The following is an 18,627-nucleotide window of genomic DNA, read 5'->3' as shown; positions in this document are numbered from 1 at the left end:
GAGACAATGGATGCCGAGACCCGGTTGGGTCCGCGTTTGAATGCCTGCTTGAGCCCGGAAACGGGAACAAATCAGCGTTGTCGGGAGTTCTATCTACAGACTCTGCAGACGGCGATCGCATTTGAAATTGATCGCGGACTTGACAGGGTCATAGTGGTGTTGCCCGTATGGTGATTCCACAGACCGCCGCTAGAAAGGTTTTCTGTGACTCCGTCTTCCGTCGAGAAGGAACCCGCCGCCCAGGCTGAATTGACCGCCGAGGAAAAGAAGGCGGCCACGTCGGCAAAGCGCGCGGCGACACGCGCTGCCAACAAGGCTTCAGAGGGTGACTCTGACAAGCCCGCACCCAAGAAGCGCGGGCCCAAGCCCGGCGCGAAGGCCGCCGCTGAGGCCGCGAACAAGTCTGGCTCCGACTCCGAGGAAGCCACTGCCGAGGACGAAGACTTTGATCCCGCAGCAGCGGAGGAAGTCGAAGTTGGGGAAGATGACACCGAGGATGGTGCAGCTGCCGCCAAGGACAAGCCCGCCCCGTCCGGCTCGGGATTCGTCTACTCAGACGCCGACGACGACGACGCCCCGGTCCAGCAGGTCATGTCCGCGGGCGCAACCGCCGACCCCGTCAAGGACTACCTGAAGCAGATCGGCAAGGTCGCCCTGCTGAACGCAGAGCAGGAAGTTGACCTGGCCCTTCGCATTGAAGCCGGCCTTTTTGCCGAGGAAAAGATCAACGCTGATGACGGATCCATGGATCCTAAGCTCAAGCGTGAACTTGAGTTCGTCATTCACGACGGCAAGCGCGCCAAGAACCACCTGCTCGAGGCCAACCTGCGTCTCGTCGTTTCCTTGGCCAAGCGCTACACAGGCCGTGGCATGCTCTTCCTGGACCTGATCCAGGAAGGCAACCTTGGCCTTATTCGTGCCGTGGAGAAGTTCGACTACACCAAGGGCTTCAAGTTCTCCACGTACGCCACCTGGTGGATCCGCCAGGCCATCACCCGCGCCATGGCTGACCAGGCCCGCACCATCCGTATTCCGGTGCACATGGTGGAAGTCATCAACAAGCTGGCACGTGTCCAGCGCCAGATGCTCCAGGACCTCGGCCGCGAACCAACGCCGGAAGAGCTGGCACTGGAGCTGGATATGACCCCCGAGAAGGTCGTAGAGGTCCAGAAGTACGGACGCGAGCCGATCTCGCTCCACACCCCGCTCGGCGAGGATGGAGACTCCGAGTTTGGTGACCTGATTGAGGACTCGGAAGCTGTAGTTCCGGCCGACGCTGTCAGCTTCACCCTTTTGCAGGAGCAGCTTCACTCGGTGCTGGACACCCTGTCCGAGCGTGAAGCCGGCGTGGTGGCCATGCGGTTCGGCCTGACTGACGGCCAGCCGAAGACTTTAGACGAAATCGGCAAGGTCTACGGAGTGACTCGTGAGCGCATCCGCCAGATCGAATCGAAGACAATGTCCAAGCTGCGGCACCCGTCCCGCTCGCAGGTCCTCCGGGACTATCTGGACTAAATCTGCCCGCACTGCAAAAGCGGCCCAATCGGATCACCGATTGGGCCGCTTTTTGTTGATCGCGGCGTGAAAAGCACACCCCGGGCACACCGGGAAAGCAACAAGGCCCCTCCCTGGTGGGAGGAGCCTCGTTATTTGATCAACGCAATGTTTGCTGAAGAAGGGAGTCCGGCTGTGCGGGCTGCCCTGCTTAGTCGACGGGGACGTGTGCCTTCTCGTTGAGGCGCTCGGTCTCATCGTGCCAGTCCGAAGTCATGGGCCGGAGCGTAGCTTCAACTGCACGTGCGTGGTGGCCGCAGAAAAGCAGCTCACCACCGGAGGACTCGAGTACAACGCGGACATATGCTTGGGCTCCGCAACGATCGCACCGGTCAGCTGCGTTTAGCGTGCGGTCTGCAACTGCTGTTGTCATGTCGGCCTCCTTAGTAGTTCCGTACATCCATATAACCAGCATTCGACGCAGATCCATGGCAAGGATGGGTCACTTTCGCTGTCCGCGTATCACATGTGCGTAACGTAACCACGCAGCTTGGCCCCCACCGGGAGTGGCAACCAGTGCCACCGGGCGGTCGGGGCTAGCCTAGTATGGGCAGTGTTTGCCCTGAGTTCCCAGCGATTACCGGCTAGTAGCAGCTGCTAGCAGCAATGAGCAGCAACTGGACGGCTGGGAAGCACCCCAAGATTCACCTTGAGATATACCCCGAAGGAGCACACCGCGAGTGGCACCGAGTTCTGAATACAACGCCCGGCACCTGTCTGTCCTTGAAGGCCTGGAAGCCGTCCGCAAACGCCCGGGCATGTACATCGGTTCCACCGACTCCCGTGGACTTATGCACTGCCTGTGGGAAATCATCGACAACGCCGTCGACGAAGCCTTGGCGGGCTTCGGCCACGACATCAAGGTGATCCTGCACGCCGACAACTCGGTGGAAATCCATGACGACGGCCGTGGCATCCCCGTGGACGTTGAACCCAAGACCGGCCTGTCCGGCGTCGAGGTCGTCTTCACCAAGCTGCACGCGGGCGGCAAGTTCGGCGGCGGTTCCTATACGGCCTCCGGCGGTCTGCATGGTGTTGGCGCTTCTGTGGTCAATGCGCTGTCCAGCCGTCTGGACGTTCAGGTGGATCGCGGCAGCAAGACTTACCAAATGTCCTTCCGTCGGGGTGAGCCCGGCAGGTTCGTGGATTCGGGTTCCAAGCCTGGCCCCGACGCTCCGTTTGAGCCGTTCGTTGAGAACTCCGTTCTGGACGTAGTGGGCAAGGCGAAGCGCGGCGTGACGGGAACCCGGGTCCGCTACTGGGCGGACCGGCAAATTTTCACGCCTGATGCGAAGTTCTCCTACGATGACCTCGCTGCAAGGGCCCGCCAGACCTCGTTCCTTGTGCCCGGGCTGAAGATTACGGTCCGGGATGAACGCAAGCTCCCCGGAACTCCGGGCGAGAACGGTGCACATGAGGAAGTGTTCCATCATGACGGCGGCATCTCGGAATTCGTCGAGTTCCTGGCTGCAGATGCCGGGGTGACGGATGTTTGGCGACTCCACGGCTCCGGAAAGTTCAAGGAAACCGTCCCCGTGCTGGACGACAAGGGTCACAGCAAGATCGCCGAAGTCGAACGCGATTGTGAGGTCGATATTGCCCTGCGCTGGGGCATCGGCTACGAAACCACCATGCGCAGCTTCGTCAACATCATCGCCACTCCCAAGGGCGGCACCCACCAGTCGGGCTTCGAGGCGGCGCTGCTGAAGACCTTCCGCAAGGTAGTGGAAACGAATGCCCGCAAGCTCAAGGCCGGCAACGACAAAATCGAGAAGGATGACATTCTCGCCGGGCTTACCGCTGTGTTGACTGTCCGGCTGGCGGAGCCGCAGTTCGAGGGTCAGACCAAGGAGATCCTGGGCACGTCGGCTGTACGCGCCATTGTGGCCAAAGTGGTGGAAAAGGAGATCACTGGCCGGTTGAACTCGGCCAACCGCAACGACAAGGCTCAGTCGGCGCTGCTTCTGGAAAAGATGGTCAGCGAGATGAAGTCGCGCATCTCGGCGCGTGTTCATAAGGAAACGCAGCGTCGCAAGAATGCGTTGGAAACCTCCTCGATGCCCACCAAGCTGGCCGATTGCCGCACGGACGATGTTGCCCGTTCCGAGCTGTTCATCGTTGAAGGTGACTCTGCCCTGGGTACAGCCAAGCTCGCCAGGTCTTCCGATTTCCAGGCCCTGCTGCCCATCCGCGGAAAAATCCTGAACGTCCAAAAAGCTTCTGTGGGCGACATGCTCTCCAACGCCGAGTGCGCGGCGCTTATTCAGGTGGTAGGGGCCGGCTCGGGTCGCAGCTTCGATATTGAGGCAGCCCGTTACGGCAAGGTCATTCTCATGACGGACGCCGACGTGGACGGCGCGCATATCCGGACCTTGCTGCTGACCCTGTTCTTCCGCTACATGCGCCCCATGGTGGAAGCGGGCCGCGTGTTTGCGGCAGTTCCGCCACTTCACCGGGTGGAAGTGATCAACCCCGGCCAGAAGGCCAACGAGATGATCTACACCTACTCTGAGGCGGAGCTTCATGTCCTCCTGGCGAACCTCGCCAAGGAAGGCAAACGCTACAAAGAGCCCATCCAGCGATACAAGGGCCTGGGCGAAATGGACGCCCAGCAACTGGCAGAGACCACCATGGATCCACGGCACCGGACCTTGCGGAAGGTTGGCATCGACAGCGCCCAGCGCGCGGAAGAGGTCTTTGACCTTCTCATGGGCTCGGATGTAGCGCCCCGCAAGGAGTTCATCATCGCCGGCGCCGCCACACTGGACCGGGAACGCATCGACGCTTAGCCGCTGGTGGGCGGAGCCGATGTTTCCTTGGTTCCAGGCGCGGCGAATGCTGTCAGCCCCACCAGCAGTGCCAAGGCTCCCAAGCCCCAGGGAAGTCCGACCGCCACGGCGATGCCGCCCACCAGCAATGGACCCCCGGCATCTCCGAGTTCGCGTCCCAGCTCGGCTGATCCCATGGTTCTGCCCAGCCGTTCGGAGGGGGTCGAGTCTGCCAGGTGCGCAAAAGCCAAGGGGGTGGACATGCCTATCCCTGCGCCGATCAGGACGGCGGCGAAGTAGATCCAAGCCGCTCCGGGGAGAAGCCCTGCCATCAGTGTGCCCCCCGCGATGCAGAGCAAGCCTGCCACCATGCCTGGCTTGTCGGCGAGGAGGCCTTGGTCCCGCAGCCAGCCGATACGTGGTTGTATCAGCGACGACGCCAGGGCCAAGACTGTAACAACTGCCACGCTTCCTGCCGTTCCCAGGCCTTCGCGTGCCGCCATGGCAGGAAGGAAGCCGACGGCTGCGCCCAGGGCTCCGGTGGCCGCAGCAAGGACCAGTGTGGGTCCCAGGAATGATCTCTCGGTGCTCTGGCGCCATACATCCACAATGGTGTATAGGGGGCGGGGCAGGGGAGCCAACCGTGGCACCGCAACCGCAGCCCACGCGGCAACAATGAGGCCGAGGGCGGACAGTATCCCAAACAGGAGCGTAAACCCGCCACTGATGATGGCAACAGCCCCCAGGAGAGGTCCTATCGCGTAGCCGAGCCCCTTCCAGGAACCGTATCGTCCGAAGTACCGTCCGGTGTTACTTCCCGCGAGGCGGGCCACGCCGGCCGATGATGCCGGTGAGAAAGCCGAGGCCGCCATGCCTTGCCCCAGTCGTGCCGCGGCGAGCATGGCAGGCTGCTCGGCCCACAATCCGATCAGTGAGGCTGCGGAGAAGGCCAAGAGCCCGCCCACGATGACCGGTTTTGGCCCGATGCGGTCACTCAACGCGCCAAACACCGGCTTCAGGAACACTTCGGCGATGTCGTACAAGGCCAGCAGGATGCCCAGGGCCAACAGGCTTAATCCAATGTCCGCGCTTTCGGCCCCCAGTCCGGCAGCCACAGCGTGCGCGCCAAAGGCAGTGGTGAATCCCGCAGCGTAGAGCGGCCAACGCTGTGTAGTTTGGTGGGGGAAGGGGGCGGTGTCACTGGGATTCACGCTTCACAATGTAACAGCTGCTACATTCATCTTTGTGATTGAAGATCGATGGTTACTCATTTTGGTCCAGCTTCCTTCCCAGCCATCCCGTCACCGTGTGGCTGTCTGGCGGGAGCTGCGGCGCATGGGGGCCGTTCCCTTGTCGCCCGGGACCTGGGTGCTCCCCGCCCACCCGGCCTTTGACGAAGGTTTGAAGAAGACCGGGGCGCTGGTGGCCAAGGGAGGTGGGTCGTGGACCTTGGTGGACGCTGCGCCGCGCGAGGGCGGCGCAGCGACTTTCCGCAGCGCTTTCGAAGCTGCCCGGCTGGAGGGATGGGCGGAATTTACCGCTGATTGTGGCAAGTTTGAGCAGGAGATAGCCAAGGAAATTTCGCGGCGCAAATTCACGTTCGCCGAACTTGAGGAAGAGGAGCAAAGCCTAGAGCGCTTACGGCGCTGGTACCGGGAGTTGAAGTCGCGTGATGTCTTGCACCTGCCGCAGGCCGGGGAAGCTGCCGCCCGCCTGGCTCGCTGCGCGGAAGCGCTGGAAGGCTACGCATCCCTGGTGTACGAGGCCACGCTGCCGGAGTAGCCTCCGCGTTCGCCGCCTGGCCCGTTGTGCCGTTCAGCCCAAGAGTCCGGGCACAATCAACAGCGCGGTCGGCACTGCCAGCAGCAAGGCCGATACCACCAGGACAAGGATGCGCAGGCCCTTGGTGAGTGGAGGCTGGGGTGAGAGGAGGCGGCTGACGCGTGACGCCGTCGTGCGTGGTGAGTCCGCACCCCCGGTGGCGCTGACGGCATTGCCTTCCACCACGGCGCCGCCGGCGTTGAGTGCCCCGGTACCGATGGCGGGTTGGGAGGTTCCGCTGGCGACGATCGCGATGGCCTTGATCAGGGTGCCTTTGCTTTCGGTCCGCAAAGCGACGTCATCCGCCAGCATCTCGATCAGGGAGTTCACCGCCGTCTGGGCCAGTCGTGTAGTGGGGAACCACGGCAGGGCTTGGCGCCAGGCTGCGAAGGCCCACAGCAGGAGATCGTGGCGCTGGGACAGGTGGGCGTTCTCGTGAATGAGGACGGCCCTGAGTTCAGCCGGCTCCAGGGCTGCCATCAGGCCATCGGAGAGCACTGTGACGGAGCGGGCGCCGCCGGGGAGGCAGTACGCCACGGGGGAGTCGTGGTTGATGACTACGGTGCCGGGACCGTCGTCGGACGGTGAGGCGAGCAAAGCCAGCAGTTCGCGGTGCCGCCGCCGCTGGCGCTCAATTTTGTAATAGGTCAGCAGCAGGGTGAAAACCAGGTGCGCGGTCAACAGCGCCGCCGCGGACAGTGCGAAGAGGTGCCAAAAGCCCAACGCTGTGGTGGGCTCGTTGTTGAAGACCATGCCGGCCAGGCTCTTGAGACCGGCTATGAGGTTGTCTCCGATGGGCTCCAGCCCGTAGACCAGCATGGCGCCGATCATGGACAGTCCACCAGCAAGGGCGATCGCCTGCCACAGGACCATGGCCGTGAACGGCGAGCGTGCCGGCCACTGGGCGCGGGACAGCAGGACGGGCACCGGCCATGCCAAAATCAATGCCAGGACCGCAAGCAGGTATGAGGTCCAGAACATAGTGGCTAATTGTAGCCGAGCAGTTTGCGCAGGGTAGCGGCTTCACTTTCGGTGACGGAACCAATGAAGCGGGCCAGAACGGCCTCGCGGTCCGGAGCGGAGCCCAGGACTTCGTGCATCAGTTCGGCGGTGTGGTCAGCGCGGCTGGAAACAGCTTGGTAGCGGTGCGGACGGGTACCGCGCTCACGCTCCACCAGCCCCTTCTTTTCCAGGCGTGACAGCACGGTCAGCACCGTGGTTACAGCCAGATCCTTGCCTTGATGTCCCGCAGTGCCGTCTCCGGCCTCGGAGTCCTGCGCCAGGAGATCGCGCAGGGTATTGGCAGTTGCAGCCTCCTGGCCTGCCCAGAGCAGATCCATGACTGCCCGTTCCAGTTCCCCAAGACTTGCCATCTATACGTCCCTACCTTCCGCTTCCCGGTGCAGGGTGACTGCTGTCGGGAGCGATGATCCAACATTCCACCATAAATCTACCGCTTTTCAGCTCTTCATTCTACGTGAGGTAGAACTATCGGCGCGCCGCGGCCGCCGGGGAGCCCTTGCGCGTGGGTTACGCCACTTGAAGAATGGGTTTCGTCGCCCGCCATTTGTTCTACACTGTGTAGAAGAGAAGTTTTCTACGCTACGTAGAAGTAACGTCATCGTACTTCGGTCCGCCGTACAAAGGACAGCCATGGACGCCTTGGAAATCGCACGCTGGCAATTCGGTATCACTACCGTCTACCACTTCATGATGGTGCCCCTCACCATCGGTCTGGGGCTGGTGGTGGCCATCATGCAGACCATTTGGTACCGCACGGGCAAGCCCGAATACCTGCGGATGACCAAGTTCTGGGGAAAGCTCTTCCTCATCAACTTCATCATGGGCGTGGCCACGGGCATCGTGCAGGAATTCCAGTTCGGTATGGCATGGAGCGAGTACAGCCGGTTCGTCGGTGATGTGTTCGGCGCGCCGCTGGCACTCGAGGCCCTGCTGGCCTTCTTTGTTGAATCAACGTTCCTGGGGCTGTGGATCTTCGGATGGAAGCAACTCAAGCGCGGCGTGCACCTGGCCTGTCTGTGGATCGCCGTGATTGGTTCGGTCTTCTCCGCCTACTTCATCATCGTGGCGAACTCCTGGATGCAGCACCCTGTCGGGGTGGAGATGGTGGACGGGCGGCCCGTGATGACCGACGCCTGGGCAGTCTTCACCAACAACACGGCCCTGGTGGCTGTACCGCACACGCTGTTCGGTGCGTTGGCTGTTGCCGGCGCGTTCCTCCTGGGCATCGCCTGGTACCACTTGTGGCGTCGCCGGCATGACGGCATTGACGTGGTGGGCAAGGACGGCAAGCTGGTTCCCGGGGAAGCCGCGATCCCGGGCCGGGACACGTCCGACTACACCGTGTGGATGAAGAGCCTCCGGATCGGTGCCGTTGTTGCCATGATTTCCTTCGCCGGCACCGCCATCACGGGCGACCTGCAGGGCAAGCTGATGTTTGAACAACAGCCCATGAAAATGGCTGCCGCTGAAGCCGCCTGCCACGACGGCACGGGCTTCTCGGTCCTGAGCGTCGGTAACCTCGGCGCCACCAACTGCGATGACATCGTTGCCGTGATCGAAGTACCCGGCATCCTCTCCTTCCTGGCCAAGGGGGACTTCACTACCGAAGTGAAGGGTGTCAACAGCCTGCTGGGCGAGTACAAGGAAAAGTACGGAACCCACCTCCCGGACAACCCGCTCTACGGCGACCGTGCCGGGCAGGAAATCCAGTACGTGCCCGTGATGGAGGTGACCTACTGGGGCTTCCGCATGATGATCGGCTTCGGTGGGATCGCAGCTTTTGCCGCCCTGCTGGCTCTCTGGGTCACCCGCAAGGGCGTAGTCCCGCAATCGAAGTGGCTCATGCGCCTCGCCGTCTTCGGCATCCTCGCACCCTTCGGCGCCAACGCCGCGGGCTGGATCTTCACTGAAATGGGCCGGCAGCCGTTCGTGGTGGCGCCCAACCCGGATATGAACGGCATCGACCAAGTGTTTATGTTTACTGCTGCCGCCGTGTCGCCGGGGGTCAGTGCCGGTGAGCTTCTGACCTCGCTGGTGGTCCTCACCGCCATATACGCCATATTGCTGGTGGTCGAAGTGAAGCTCCTGGTCAAGTACATCCGCGGCGGCGTGGCCTCTGCAATGCCGGAGCTGGCCCACCCGGCCAAGGACACGGACGACGACGACAAGAACGGCGTCGGTCCGGACAAGTCCGGCGACGACGTCCTGGCATTCGCCTACTAGAAACAGGGGAAACTGACAATGGAACTGTTGCCAACCATCTGGTTTGTGGCCATCGCGGTGCTGTGGACGGGTTACCTCTTCCTGGAGGGCTTTGACCTGGGCGTCGGCATGCTCATGAAGCTGTTTGCCCGGAACAACACTGACCGCCGTGTGCTGCTCAACACCATCGGCCCCGTGTGGGACGGCAACGAGGTATGGCTGCTCACTGCGGCCGGAGCCACGTTCGCGGCCTTCCCGCTCTGGTACGCCTCGCTGTTCTCCGCCCTCTACCTCCCGCTCCTGGCAGTCCTGGCCGCGCTGATCTTCCGGGCCGTCGCCTTCGAATACCGCGGCAAAGTGGACTCAGAGCGCTGGCGGAACCGCTGGGACTGGGCGATCGCCGTCGGATCCTTCGTCGCAGCCTTCGGCATCGGTGCCGCCCTGGCGCTGACCACCACCGGCCTTCCGTTGAACGCCAACGGAGACCGCAGCGGCGGCCCGATGTCCTGGTTCAGTGGCTATGCGCTGCTGGGCGGTTTCGGTGTGGTGGCCTTCGCTCTGGTCCATGCCCTTGCCTTCCTGGCCCTGAAGACCGACGGCGATGTGCGGCACCGTGCCCGCCGCTGGTTTGTGCGGTTGGTGCCGTTCGCGGTGTCGCCGATGTTCGGCTGGATGGTGTCAGTACAATTCCTCAGCGGTAAGCCGTGGACCTGGGCCTTGGTTGCGGCCGGAGTCGTAGCTGTCGTCCTGGCCTGGACGTTGGCCCGGGCGGGGGCAGAGGGACGCGCCTTCGGCGCCCTGGGTGGGTTCATTGTGTGCGCCACCGCTTCAATCTTCGGGGCAGCCTTCCCCGTAGTGATTCCTTCCACCCTTGATCCAGCGTTCAACCTGACCATTTCCAATGCCTCATCCTCGGACTACACACTGGGGCTGATGAGCATTGTGGCAGCCGTAGGACTGCCTTTGGTGATCGCCTACCAGTCCTGGACCTACTGGGTGTTCCGCCGGCGCGTCAGCGCGGCGCACATCCCTGAAGCGCACGGTTTCCTTCCCGCGATTGCTGCCAAGGTCCTGATCTCCAAGGACAGCCAGTCAGCCGCCAGCACCAAGGAAGGCTAAACGCCCCATGAAGCCCGTCTTCCCCTCCGGCCCGGCCACCCGATCCGCGCTTTATCTCATTGGGCTGCTGTCCGCCCTCAAGGCGCTCTCCCTGGTGCTCATGGCCCAGGCCGTGGCAGGGATGCTGGCAGGGCTCGCCTCCGGGACTGGGGACTGGAACAGCGGACTTGTCTGGGGCGCTGTGGGAGCAGTCCTGCGGTCACTCACCGTCTGGGGCCAGGGCATCGCCTCCAGGCGGGCGGCCCTGGGCGTTAAGGAGGAGTTGCGGGCGCAGCTGCTGCGGCGCTCACTGGCCGGCCGTGTTTCATCCCCGGTAGAAGGAATGAACGACGGCGGCCTGGCGATCCTGGCGACGCGTGGCCTGGATGCGCTGGACGACTACTACACCCAGTACCTGCCCGCCTTGGTCAATTGCGCCACGGTACCGCTGTTGATCGGGGCCAGGATTCTCTTTGCCGACTGGGTCAGCGCGGTAGTGATCGTCCTGACCGTTCCATTGGTGCCGTTGTTCATGGTCCTGATAGGCAGGCACACCGAGGACAACGTCAGGGACGCCCAGACAACCCTCCGGAAGCTCTCCGGCCACATCCTGGAACTGGCCAAGGGACTTCCGGTGCTGGTGGGCCTGGGCCGTGCCACCGAACAACGCGCAGCCTTGGAAGACATTTCGGAGCAGTACCGGAGCCGGACCATGGGAACCCTCCGCACAGCCTTCCTGTCAGCGTTGGCGCTCGAACTCATTGCCACCATCTCCGTTGCCGTTGTTGCTGTGTTCATCGGCGTCAGGCTTGTGGGCGGCGACATGGCCCTGGAAGCCGGACTCCTGGCCCTCATCCTGGCGCCGGACTGCTACCTCCCCCTGCGGGAGCTGGGTACTGCCCACCACGCCAGCGACAACGGCAGGGCCGCCTTGGAAACCACCAATGCTGTACTGGATGCCCCCGCGCACCAAGCGCTGCCGGACCAAGAATGCTCCAACAGCACGCCGTCCGGCGTTGTGGTGGACGGGTTGTCGGTGACCTATCGCGGGAGGTCCACGGCCGCCGTCGGGCCCCTTGGCTTTACCGCCCCGCAGGGCAGCATTACAGCCCTCGACGGCGACAGTGGCGCCGGGAAGAGCACCGTCCTGGGTGTCCTTGCCGGACTGATCGGACCAGGGCCGGGAGCAGTCGTGACGGGAACCGTCATTGGAACCGGGAAGGGTGCCGTGGCATGGGTGCCGCAACACCCCGCCATGGCAACAGAGACCGTCCAGGAAGAGGTGTCCCTGTATCTTGACGGGTACAACGGAGATGCTGCCCAAGCCGTTACACGTGTTCTGTCGAAATCAAAGGCTGCGCACCTGGCTGCGAAGAACCCGGCTGAACTGAGCCCCGGCGAACTGCGCCGTGTTGCGCTCGCCCGCGGACTGGCACGGGTGGAAGCAGGGGCCACCGTCCTGCTGCTCGACGAGCCCACCGCACACTTGGACCCCTACTCAGCCGGCGTGGTCCGCGACGCCATCGAGTCACTGCGAGGCAACGTAACGGTCATCCTGGTGGCCCACGACGCCGCAACCCGTGCGCTCGCGGACCACGTGGTGCCCGTGGGATACAAACGCTTCCATAATGCGCCCATGGTTCCATCCGTGACCTCAGGTGACACTCCGGGAACTGCCGCCGGCGAACTTCGCCAAACATCCATGACCGATGATTGTGCCCAGCGCACCCCAAAGACCGGCAGCCTGAAGCGCCTGATGGGGATCCTCAAGCCCGTGCAGTGGAAGTTCGTCGCAGCCGGCACCGTGGCCGTCCTGGCTGCCCTGTTCGCGGTGGCACTGTCCGGTTTGTCCGGGTGGCTGATCATCAGGGCGAGCGAACAACCGCCCATCCTCTACTTGCTTGGTGCGATTGTGGGCGTCAGATTCTTCGGAATCGGCAGGGCAGTCCTGCGCTACTGTGAGCGGCTCCTGACCCACGACGCCGTCTTCGCCGCCATGACCCGCCTCCGCGGAGCACTGTGGGGGACACTGAGCCGCAGGGCACTGTCATTGAGGCGCCTTCTCCAGGGCGGCAACGTGTTGGGCGCAATCGTGGACGACGTCGACACCCTCCGGGACCTTCTGCCAAGGGTTGCGCTGCCACCCGTCACCGCAGTGGGCGTGGGCGCAGCGGCGATCGCAGCCACCGCCATCGTCCTGCCCGCCGCCTTGCCCGCTGTGGTGCTGGCATCCGTGGTGGGACTTGCCATTGCCCCTCTCCTTGCCGTGCTGGCCGACCGGAACGCTGCCAAGGCAGAACAGCACATGCGCTCCGTGGTACTCCACGGCGTGGCAGCAGCCCTGGACGCCCGGGCAGAACTGACGGCCAACGCAGTAGCCGAGCCGGTCCTCAAGGATCTGCGAACCAAAGACCGCGCCGCCACCGTCTCTGCCCAGCGCTCGGCTTGGGCTGAAGGCCTCGGCCAGGCCGTGATCGTCCTGGCCTGCTCGCTGGCATCCTTGTGGGCAGGCGTCCTCAGCGCTCCTTCGGTTGACAACGGTGCGGTTCCACCTGAACTCGTGGCTGTGATCGTCCTGATGCAGCTGGCTCTGGTGGATGCCTTCGGCGGCATCGTTTCCGCGGTGCGCCAGGCTCCGGCGCTCGCGGCCGTCCTGGGCCGGGTTGCTGCGTCCGGGGCCTTGGACGCTCCTGCCGCCGATCTTTCCGAGGCAACGCGTCTTTCCGAGGCAACGCGCACAGAGCTCGACGGCGGCCCACGGCCACTGCCGGACCGTGACGGTAAAGCGGGGCTTGAATTGAAGGGTGCGGCGGCTGCGTGGCCCGGGGGTCCCGATGCCTTCGCCGGGGTCACCGCAGAAGCCGGACCCGGCCGCTGGCTCGCGGTGACAGGACCCTCGGGCGCCGGAAAGACCACGCTGCTGTCCGTGCTGCTGGGCTTCCTGCCGCTTACCCGGGGAACAGCGAAACTGACGGGCACTGCGGCCTGGTGCCCCCAGGAAGCGCACCTGTTCGACTCCACCATCCGTGGGAACCTCATGCTCAGCCGCCCGGCCGCGGCGAAGCCCAGCGAGGCCGAGATGCACAAGGCACTGGCCGACGTCGGACTTGATGTAGTGGTGGACGCCTTGCCGGACGGTCTTGATGCCAGGATCGGGCCCGGCGGCTCGTTCCTCAGCGGAGGTGAACGGCAGCGGCTGGCCATGGCCAGGACCCTCTTGACCGGAGCGTCGGTACTGCTGCTCGACGAGCCCACTGCCCATCTGGATTCCGGTTCTGCACGGGAAATGATGGCCATTCTTCGCCAAGGCCTCAAGGACGTCACGGTTGTCCTGGTGACGCACAATCCTGACGACATTGATCCGGGAGATGCGCGGCTGGAACTGCCCGCGGCCCAGCCTGCGGCAATTCAACGCACGGGCGCGCCGGAACTGGTGGGAAAGCGTACCCCTCAGTAGCCTGTTGGCATGCCTTTCAACGCCGCAAGCCCTGCCGTGCCCGATGCCGCCATCACCGGCCTGCAGTGGCGGCCCGCCACCATGGAGGACCTCGACAACTGGGCGGCCCTGATAGCCCGGACTGCCGCCGTCGAACATCCCGTCTGGTTCGAGAAGCGCGGCGACCTGGTCCACCTTCTGGATTCCACTAAAAACCCGGCGGAAACGAGCACGCTGCTGGGCGTGGACTCCGACGGCGTGGCCCGTGCCTACGGTCGGATCGCCAAGAATCCCGAGGGCGACAAAGCCACCGGAATGGCGTGCGTTGATCCCGACTGGCAGCAACGCGGGATCGGCTCCGCAGTCCTGGTGTGGCAGGAAGAGCAGGTGCGCAGGCGGTTCGACGCGGATCAGGCTGCCGGGCACACCGACGCGCCGCCGCGGCTCCGCATCCAGACAGAAGAGCAGCACGAACACCAGGCGAGGCTCCTGATGGGGCATGGGTATGCTGCCGTGCGCTGGTTCAATGAGATGCACCGGCCCCTTTCCCAACGATTGCCGGAGGTTGTCCTGGATGCAGGACTTGAGCTCAGGAGCCTGGATCCATCGCTCTTTGAACCCGTACGGCAAGCGCACAACGATGCTTTCAGGGACCACTGGGGGAGCGAACCCAGGGACGAAGAGTCCTGGCGCTTCACCATCGAGGAACCCACGGCGCGGCATGATCTCAGCGCAGTGGTTCTCGACTCAGGGACAGGGGAGGTGGCCGGATACCAGCTGAGCAGCTTCGATCCCGACTCCGCAGCCGACCGCGGTTTCACGGAGGGCTATACGGAGCTGCTGGGCGTACGGCGCGGCTATAGGGGCCGTGGGATTGCACAACTGCTGCTGGCGGATGCCATGCGCCGGTACACCGATGCCGGGATGCAGGTGGCGTCACTGGATGTGGATTCAGCCAACCCCACCGGTGCGCTGGAGCTTTACCTTCGGATGGGCTATGCGCCGGTAAACCGCAGTATGACGTGGGAGAAGATGCTCTAGTTTCTAGCCGTCCACATCGTGAAGATGATGGACCACATCGTGGAGGAAATACTGGGAGAACGTCAGCACGGTAAAGGAGGAGCCATTGCTCCGCGTGCCGGTGCGTGGCCAATCATCCTCGGTGACCCGGGCGAAGGACCCGGCAATCCCGGTACCCTCTGACTCCAGTTCGTCGGCCACCGTCCGCGGGTCCGCGGAACCGTACTCGCCGTCGATCGCGGCCTGGTCCTGGTCCCAATTGTCGAACCGGGCGTCGTCCTCCGCCAGCATCAGGTTCAGACGCTGGTCGAAGAGGCTGAAAACGTCCCGGACGTGGCAGGCATACTCAAGGGTGGACCACGTGTGGTCGTTGGGACGTGTGGCCGCATCCTCCCGTCGAAGCACCGCCCGCCACCGGGGAAGCATGTTCAGTATGGTGCCGGGCACCGTGGAAGGAGTCACGGTCGCGGGGTCGAAACCGCACTCGGGGCAGGGCTTCGAGAGCACCCAGGTCCAGTCTTTTTCATCGGGGATGATCGGCATGCGGCCAGTCTAAGCTCAACCGGCCCATACCCTGGTGCGGCCCATGAAATATGGTGTCGTTTTCCAATTACTTACGGACCCTCCCAAGAGTAAAGTTCGTTCCGGGGGGAGAGCCGGAAAGAGAAAACAATGCTCAAGGATCAGCAGGTTGGTGCCGTCCTACCGGCACAGGACATAGCCCGGGCACGCGCGTACTACAGCGAAAAACTCGGACTGGAACCCGAAAATCCGGACGACGACGACAACCTCCAGTACAGGTGTGGCGACGGAACCGGATTCTTTGTCTATCAAACGTCCAATGCAGGAACTGCGAAGAACACCCAGATGGGCTGGACTGTCAGCGATGTCAGGGCCACGGTGCAGGAATTGCGCGGCAACGGAGTTGAGTTCGAAGACTACGACTTCCCCGGCCTGAAGACAGAAGACGGCATCGCCACGATGCCGGATGGAAGCGCCGCAGCATGGTTCCTCGACAGTGAGGGAAACATACTGAGCATCAACCAAACCGGCTAGCCCACGCGGTGGCTTCACGGCCACCGCAGCACAAAGGCCGGGGGTCTGGACCCCCGGCCTTTGCCATGCTGTTCAACGGTCTTGCTGCAGCGTCCCGCCAAGCTCAGTTATTCTGCGGCGTCAGGCCACGCCATGCTCGGGCCGATGGCTTCCACTGGCTGGGACAGCGGCACGCCGGATCCATCCCTGCGACCATGTTCGTGGGGGAGTGCCCGCGCAACGCCGGCTGCCGAAGACGCCTTGGCCGGGCCATGTCCCGCCCAAGCCAGCAACAGGGTGTCCTCGCCCTTGAGGAAGCGGTGGACCCGCACGCCGCCGGTTGCCCGGCCCTTCGCGGGATACTCCTCGAAAGCCGTCACCTTCGCCGTTCCGGGTGCCGTGCCCGGCAAGGCGCCGTTGGTACCGGCAATGGTAACGACGACGGCGGCGGGATCGTTGGCGCGTACGGTTCCGAAGTGGATCACTTCATCACCGGCGGCCAGCTTGATGCCGGCCATACCGCCCGCCGTGCGGCCCTGCGGCCGGACGATGGAGGCACTGAACCGCAGCAATTGTGCCTGTCGCGTCACGAAGACGAGATCGACGTCGTCCTCCTGTGCCGGTTCCACGGCGAGGACCGAATCCTTGTCCTTCAGCGCGATGATTTCCCAGTCCTCACGGTTCAACGGATAGTCGGGTTGAACCCGCTTGACGATGCCCTGGACGGTGCCGATGGCGAGGATGGCATCCAGGGGAACGAACGCCACCAGCGTCTCGCCCTTGACCAAGGTGATGAAGTCCTTCGCCGGGACGCCGCCGGCAAGGTTGGGAAGACCGGACATCGGGGGGAGGACGGGCATGTCCATGACCTGCAGGCGCAGCATGCGGCCTTGGGATGTCACCGCGCCGATCTCGCCCCGTGCAGTGGTCTTGACCACTGAGCGGAAGACATCGTGCTTGGCCCGCGGCCCAGCTTCGGCCAGCGGCTCCTGGTTGGACGTCCTGGCGATCTGTCCTGAGGTGCTGAGCAGGGCCCAGCAGGGGTCATCAGGAATCTCCAGGGGCAGCGCCGCGGCCTTGCCCTTGGGACCGGGAGTGGAGGCTGCGAGGGCTGCAGCCACGGTGGGGGAGACGGCTTCGGATTCCAGCAACACCGTGCGCCGGGGTGTTCCGTACTTCTCCGCGACTACGGCCAACTCGCCGGAGACCAGGTCGCGGAGCAACTCATCGGAGGCCAAGATGGCCTCAAGTGCCTCAATTTCCCGGCGGAGCTCGTCCTGTTCCTTTTCCAGTTCAAGCCGGGAATACTTGGTCAGCTGCCGCAGGCGCAGTTCCAGGATGTAGTTGGCCTGGATCTCGGTGAGGTCGTAGATGGACATCAACCGCTCGCGGGCGGCAGAGGCCTCGTCGGAGGAACGGATGATCTGGATGACTTCGTCGATGTCAACGATCGCGATCAGCAGGCCCTCCACCAAGTGGAGGCGGTCCTTCTTCTTGCCCAGGCGGAAGGACATACGGCGGCGCACCACCGTCAGCCGGTGCTCGACGTACACCTGCAACAACTGCAGGAGCCCCAGCGTCTGCGGCTGACCGTCCACCAACGTGACGTTGTTGATCCCGAAGGAATCTTCCATGGGTGAGTAGCGGTACAGCTGCTGGAGGACAGCGTTGGGATTAAACCCGTTCTTGAGCTCGATGACCAGGCGAAGGCCGTGGTTGCGGTCCGTCAGATCCACGACATCGCTGATGCCTGTCAGCTTCTTGGCGTTGACGGCATCCTTGATCTTCTCGATCACCTTTTCCGGGCCCACCATGTAGGGCAGTTCAGTGACCACCAGGCCCGTCCGGCGGGCGGACAACTGTTCCACCTCAACCTTGGCGCGGGTCTTGAAGGAACCGCGGCCCGTGGCGTAGGCGTCACGGATTCCGTCCAACCCAACAATCCGGCCTCCTGTGGGAAGGTCGGGACCCGGGATGAACCTCATGATGTCCTCCAGCGTGGCACCCGGGTTGGCGATCAGGTGGCGTGCAGCAGCGATGACCTCGACGAGGTTGTGCGGAGGCATGTTCGTTGCCATGCCCACCGCGATGCCCGTGGTGCCATTAACAAGCAGATTGGGGAAGGCTGCCGGGAGGACATCCGGCTGGGTCAGTTGGTTGTCGTAGTTGGGGACGAAGTCCACTACGTCTTCGTCCAAGTGGTCCGTCATGGTCAGCGCGGCGGCCGCCAAGCGGGCCTCCGTGTACCGCGGTGCTGCCGGTCCGTCGTCGAGCGATCCGAAGTTCCCGTGGCCATCGATCAGTGGCAGGCGGAGGGAAAAGTCCTGCGCCATGCGCACCATGGCGTCGTAGATCGCGGTGTCGCCGTGGGGGTGGAGCTTGCCCATGACTTCGCCCACCACCCGGGCACTCTTAACGTGCCCGCGATCCGGGCGGAGGCCCATGTCGGACATCATGTACAGGATGCGCCGCTGAACGGGCTTCAGTCCGTCGCGGGCGTCCGGGAGCGCTCGCGAATAAATCACTGAGTAGGCGTACTCCAGGAAGGAGCCTTCCATCTCCGAAGTGACGTCGATGTCCACGATGTTCTCGGTGAAATCGCCGAGGGGTTCGGCTGTCCGTGCTGATTTTTGGCTGCGGGCCATGGGGTCGGTGAATCCTTGAAGTTGT

14 protein-coding genes are annotated in these 18,627 nt (G+C 63.6%); 8 read left to right on the top strand and 6 right to left on the bottom strand.

Going from position 1 to position 18,627, the window contains the following annotated elements:
- The first annotated feature begins 204 nt into the window (after positions 1-204).
- Positions 205-1,515, top strand: coding sequence for an RNA polymerase sigma factor (locus ACIQLI_RS07110; protein WP_089594537.1), 1,311 nt, complete (start codon positions 205-207; stop codon positions 1,513-1,515).
- 190 nt (positions 1,516-1,705) lie between these two features.
- On the opposite strand, the gene ACIQLI_RS07105 is transcribed toward ACIQLI_RS07110, so the two are convergent.
- Positions 1,706-1,927, bottom strand: coding sequence for a hypothetical protein (locus ACIQLI_RS07105; RefSeq protein WP_400386546.1), 222 nt, complete (start codon positions 1,925-1,927; stop codon positions 1,706-1,708).
- A 307-nt stretch (positions 1,928-2,234) separates the two neighbouring features.
- Between ACIQLI_RS07105 and ACIQLI_RS07100 the strand changes: the two genes are divergently transcribed.
- Entirely contained in the window at positions 2,235-4,343 is a 2,109-nt protein-coding gene (locus ACIQLI_RS07100; protein WP_400386543.1) for a type IIA DNA topoisomerase subunit B, read from the top strand.
- On the opposite strand, the gene ACIQLI_RS07095 is transcribed toward ACIQLI_RS07100, so the two are convergent.
- Positions 4,340-5,533: an MFS transporter gene (locus tag ACIQLI_RS07095; protein WP_400386540.1), complete on the bottom strand. Its 1,194-nt coding sequence runs from the start codon at positions 5,531-5,533 to the stop codon at positions 4,340-4,342. The genes ACIQLI_RS07100 and ACIQLI_RS07095 overlap by 4 nt on opposite strands.
- Here ACIQLI_RS07095 and ACIQLI_RS07090 point away from each other — a divergent pair.
- Entirely contained in the window at positions 5,517-6,104 is a 588-nt protein-coding gene (locus ACIQLI_RS07090; protein ID WP_400386537.1) for a Chromate resistance protein ChrB, read from the top strand. The two genes, ACIQLI_RS07095 and ACIQLI_RS07090, sit on opposite strands and share 17 nt — an antisense overlap.
- Before the next feature lie 33 nt (positions 6,105-6,137).
- Here the strand turns inward: ACIQLI_RS07090 and ACIQLI_RS07085 are convergent, their stop codons facing one another.
- Together ACIQLI_RS07085 and ACIQLI_RS07080 are read right to left on the bottom strand one after the other, a co-directional pair.
- Positions 6,138-7,124, bottom strand: a complete 987-nt coding sequence (locus ACIQLI_RS07085; protein WP_354225549.1) for a M56 family metallopeptidase — start codon at positions 7,122-7,124, stop codon at positions 6,138-6,140.
- Positions 7,125-7,129: 5 nt separating this feature from the next.
- Positions 7,130-7,516 (bottom strand): BlaI/MecI/CopY family transcriptional regulator, encoded by a 387-nt coding sequence (locus ACIQLI_RS07080; RefSeq protein ID WP_011774471.1) that lies wholly within the window; start codon positions 7,514-7,516, stop codon positions 7,130-7,132.
- 280 nt (positions 7,517-7,796) lie between these two features.
- Between ACIQLI_RS07080 and ACIQLI_RS07075 the strand changes: the two genes are divergently transcribed.
- From ACIQLI_RS07075 to ACIQLI_RS07060, 4 genes are read left to right on the top strand one after another with little or no spacing between them, the layout of a single operon-like run.
- The gene (locus tag ACIQLI_RS07075; protein WP_400386533.1) at positions 7,797-9,389 is read left to right on the top strand and encodes a cytochrome ubiquinol oxidase subunit I; all 1,593 of its coding nucleotides are present in this window, start codon (positions 7,797-7,799) and stop codon (positions 9,387-9,389) included.
- A gap of 18 nt (positions 9,390-9,407) precedes the next feature.
- Entirely contained in the window at positions 9,408-10,487 is a 1,080-nt protein-coding gene (gene cydB, locus ACIQLI_RS07070; RefSeq protein WP_400386531.1) for a cytochrome d ubiquinol oxidase subunit II, read from the top strand.
- Positions 10,488-10,494: 7 nt separating this feature from the next.
- Complete coding sequence (gene cydD / locus ACIQLI_RS07065; RefSeq protein WP_400386528.1) at positions 10,495-13,923, top strand: thiol reductant ABC exporter subunit CydD; 3,429 nt, start codon at positions 10,495-10,497, stop codon at positions 13,921-13,923.
- 9 nt (positions 13,924-13,932) lie between these two features.
- Complete coding sequence (locus ACIQLI_RS07060; protein WP_400386526.1) at positions 13,933-14,943, top strand: GNAT family N-acetyltransferase; 1,011 nt, start codon at positions 13,933-13,935, stop codon at positions 14,941-14,943.
- Positions 14,944-14,946: 3 nt separating this feature from the next.
- On the opposite strand, the gene ACIQLI_RS07055 is transcribed toward ACIQLI_RS07060, so the two are convergent.
- A complete protein-coding gene (locus ACIQLI_RS07055; RefSeq protein ID WP_354225561.1) occupies positions 14,947-15,465 on the bottom strand; it encodes a DinB family protein in 519 nt (172 codons plus the stop codon).
- Positions 15,466-15,594: 129 nt separating this feature from the next.
- On the opposite strand from ACIQLI_RS07055, the gene ACIQLI_RS07050 reads away from it, so the two are divergent.
- Positions 15,595-15,978, top strand: coding sequence for a VOC family protein (locus ACIQLI_RS07050; RefSeq protein WP_354225563.1), 384 nt, complete (start codon positions 15,595-15,597; stop codon positions 15,976-15,978).
- A gap of 107 nt (positions 15,979-16,085) precedes the next feature.
- On the opposite strand, the gene ACIQLI_RS07045 is transcribed toward ACIQLI_RS07050, so the two are convergent.
- Complete coding sequence (locus ACIQLI_RS07045) at positions 16,086-18,602, bottom strand: DNA topoisomerase (ATP-hydrolyzing) subunit A (protein WP_400386522.1); 2,517 nt, start codon at positions 18,600-18,602, stop codon at positions 16,086-16,088.
- Positions 18,603-18,627 lie beyond the last annotated feature (25 nt).

The organism is Paenarthrobacter sp. NPDC091669, from assembly GCF_044756725.1.
GTDB classification, from domain to species: Bacteria; Actinomycetota; Actinomycetes; order Actinomycetales; family Micrococcaceae; genus Arthrobacter; species Arthrobacter bambusae_C.
Note: the sequence above shows the minus strand (reverse complement) of the source record. Positions and strands in the feature narration are given on the sequence as shown.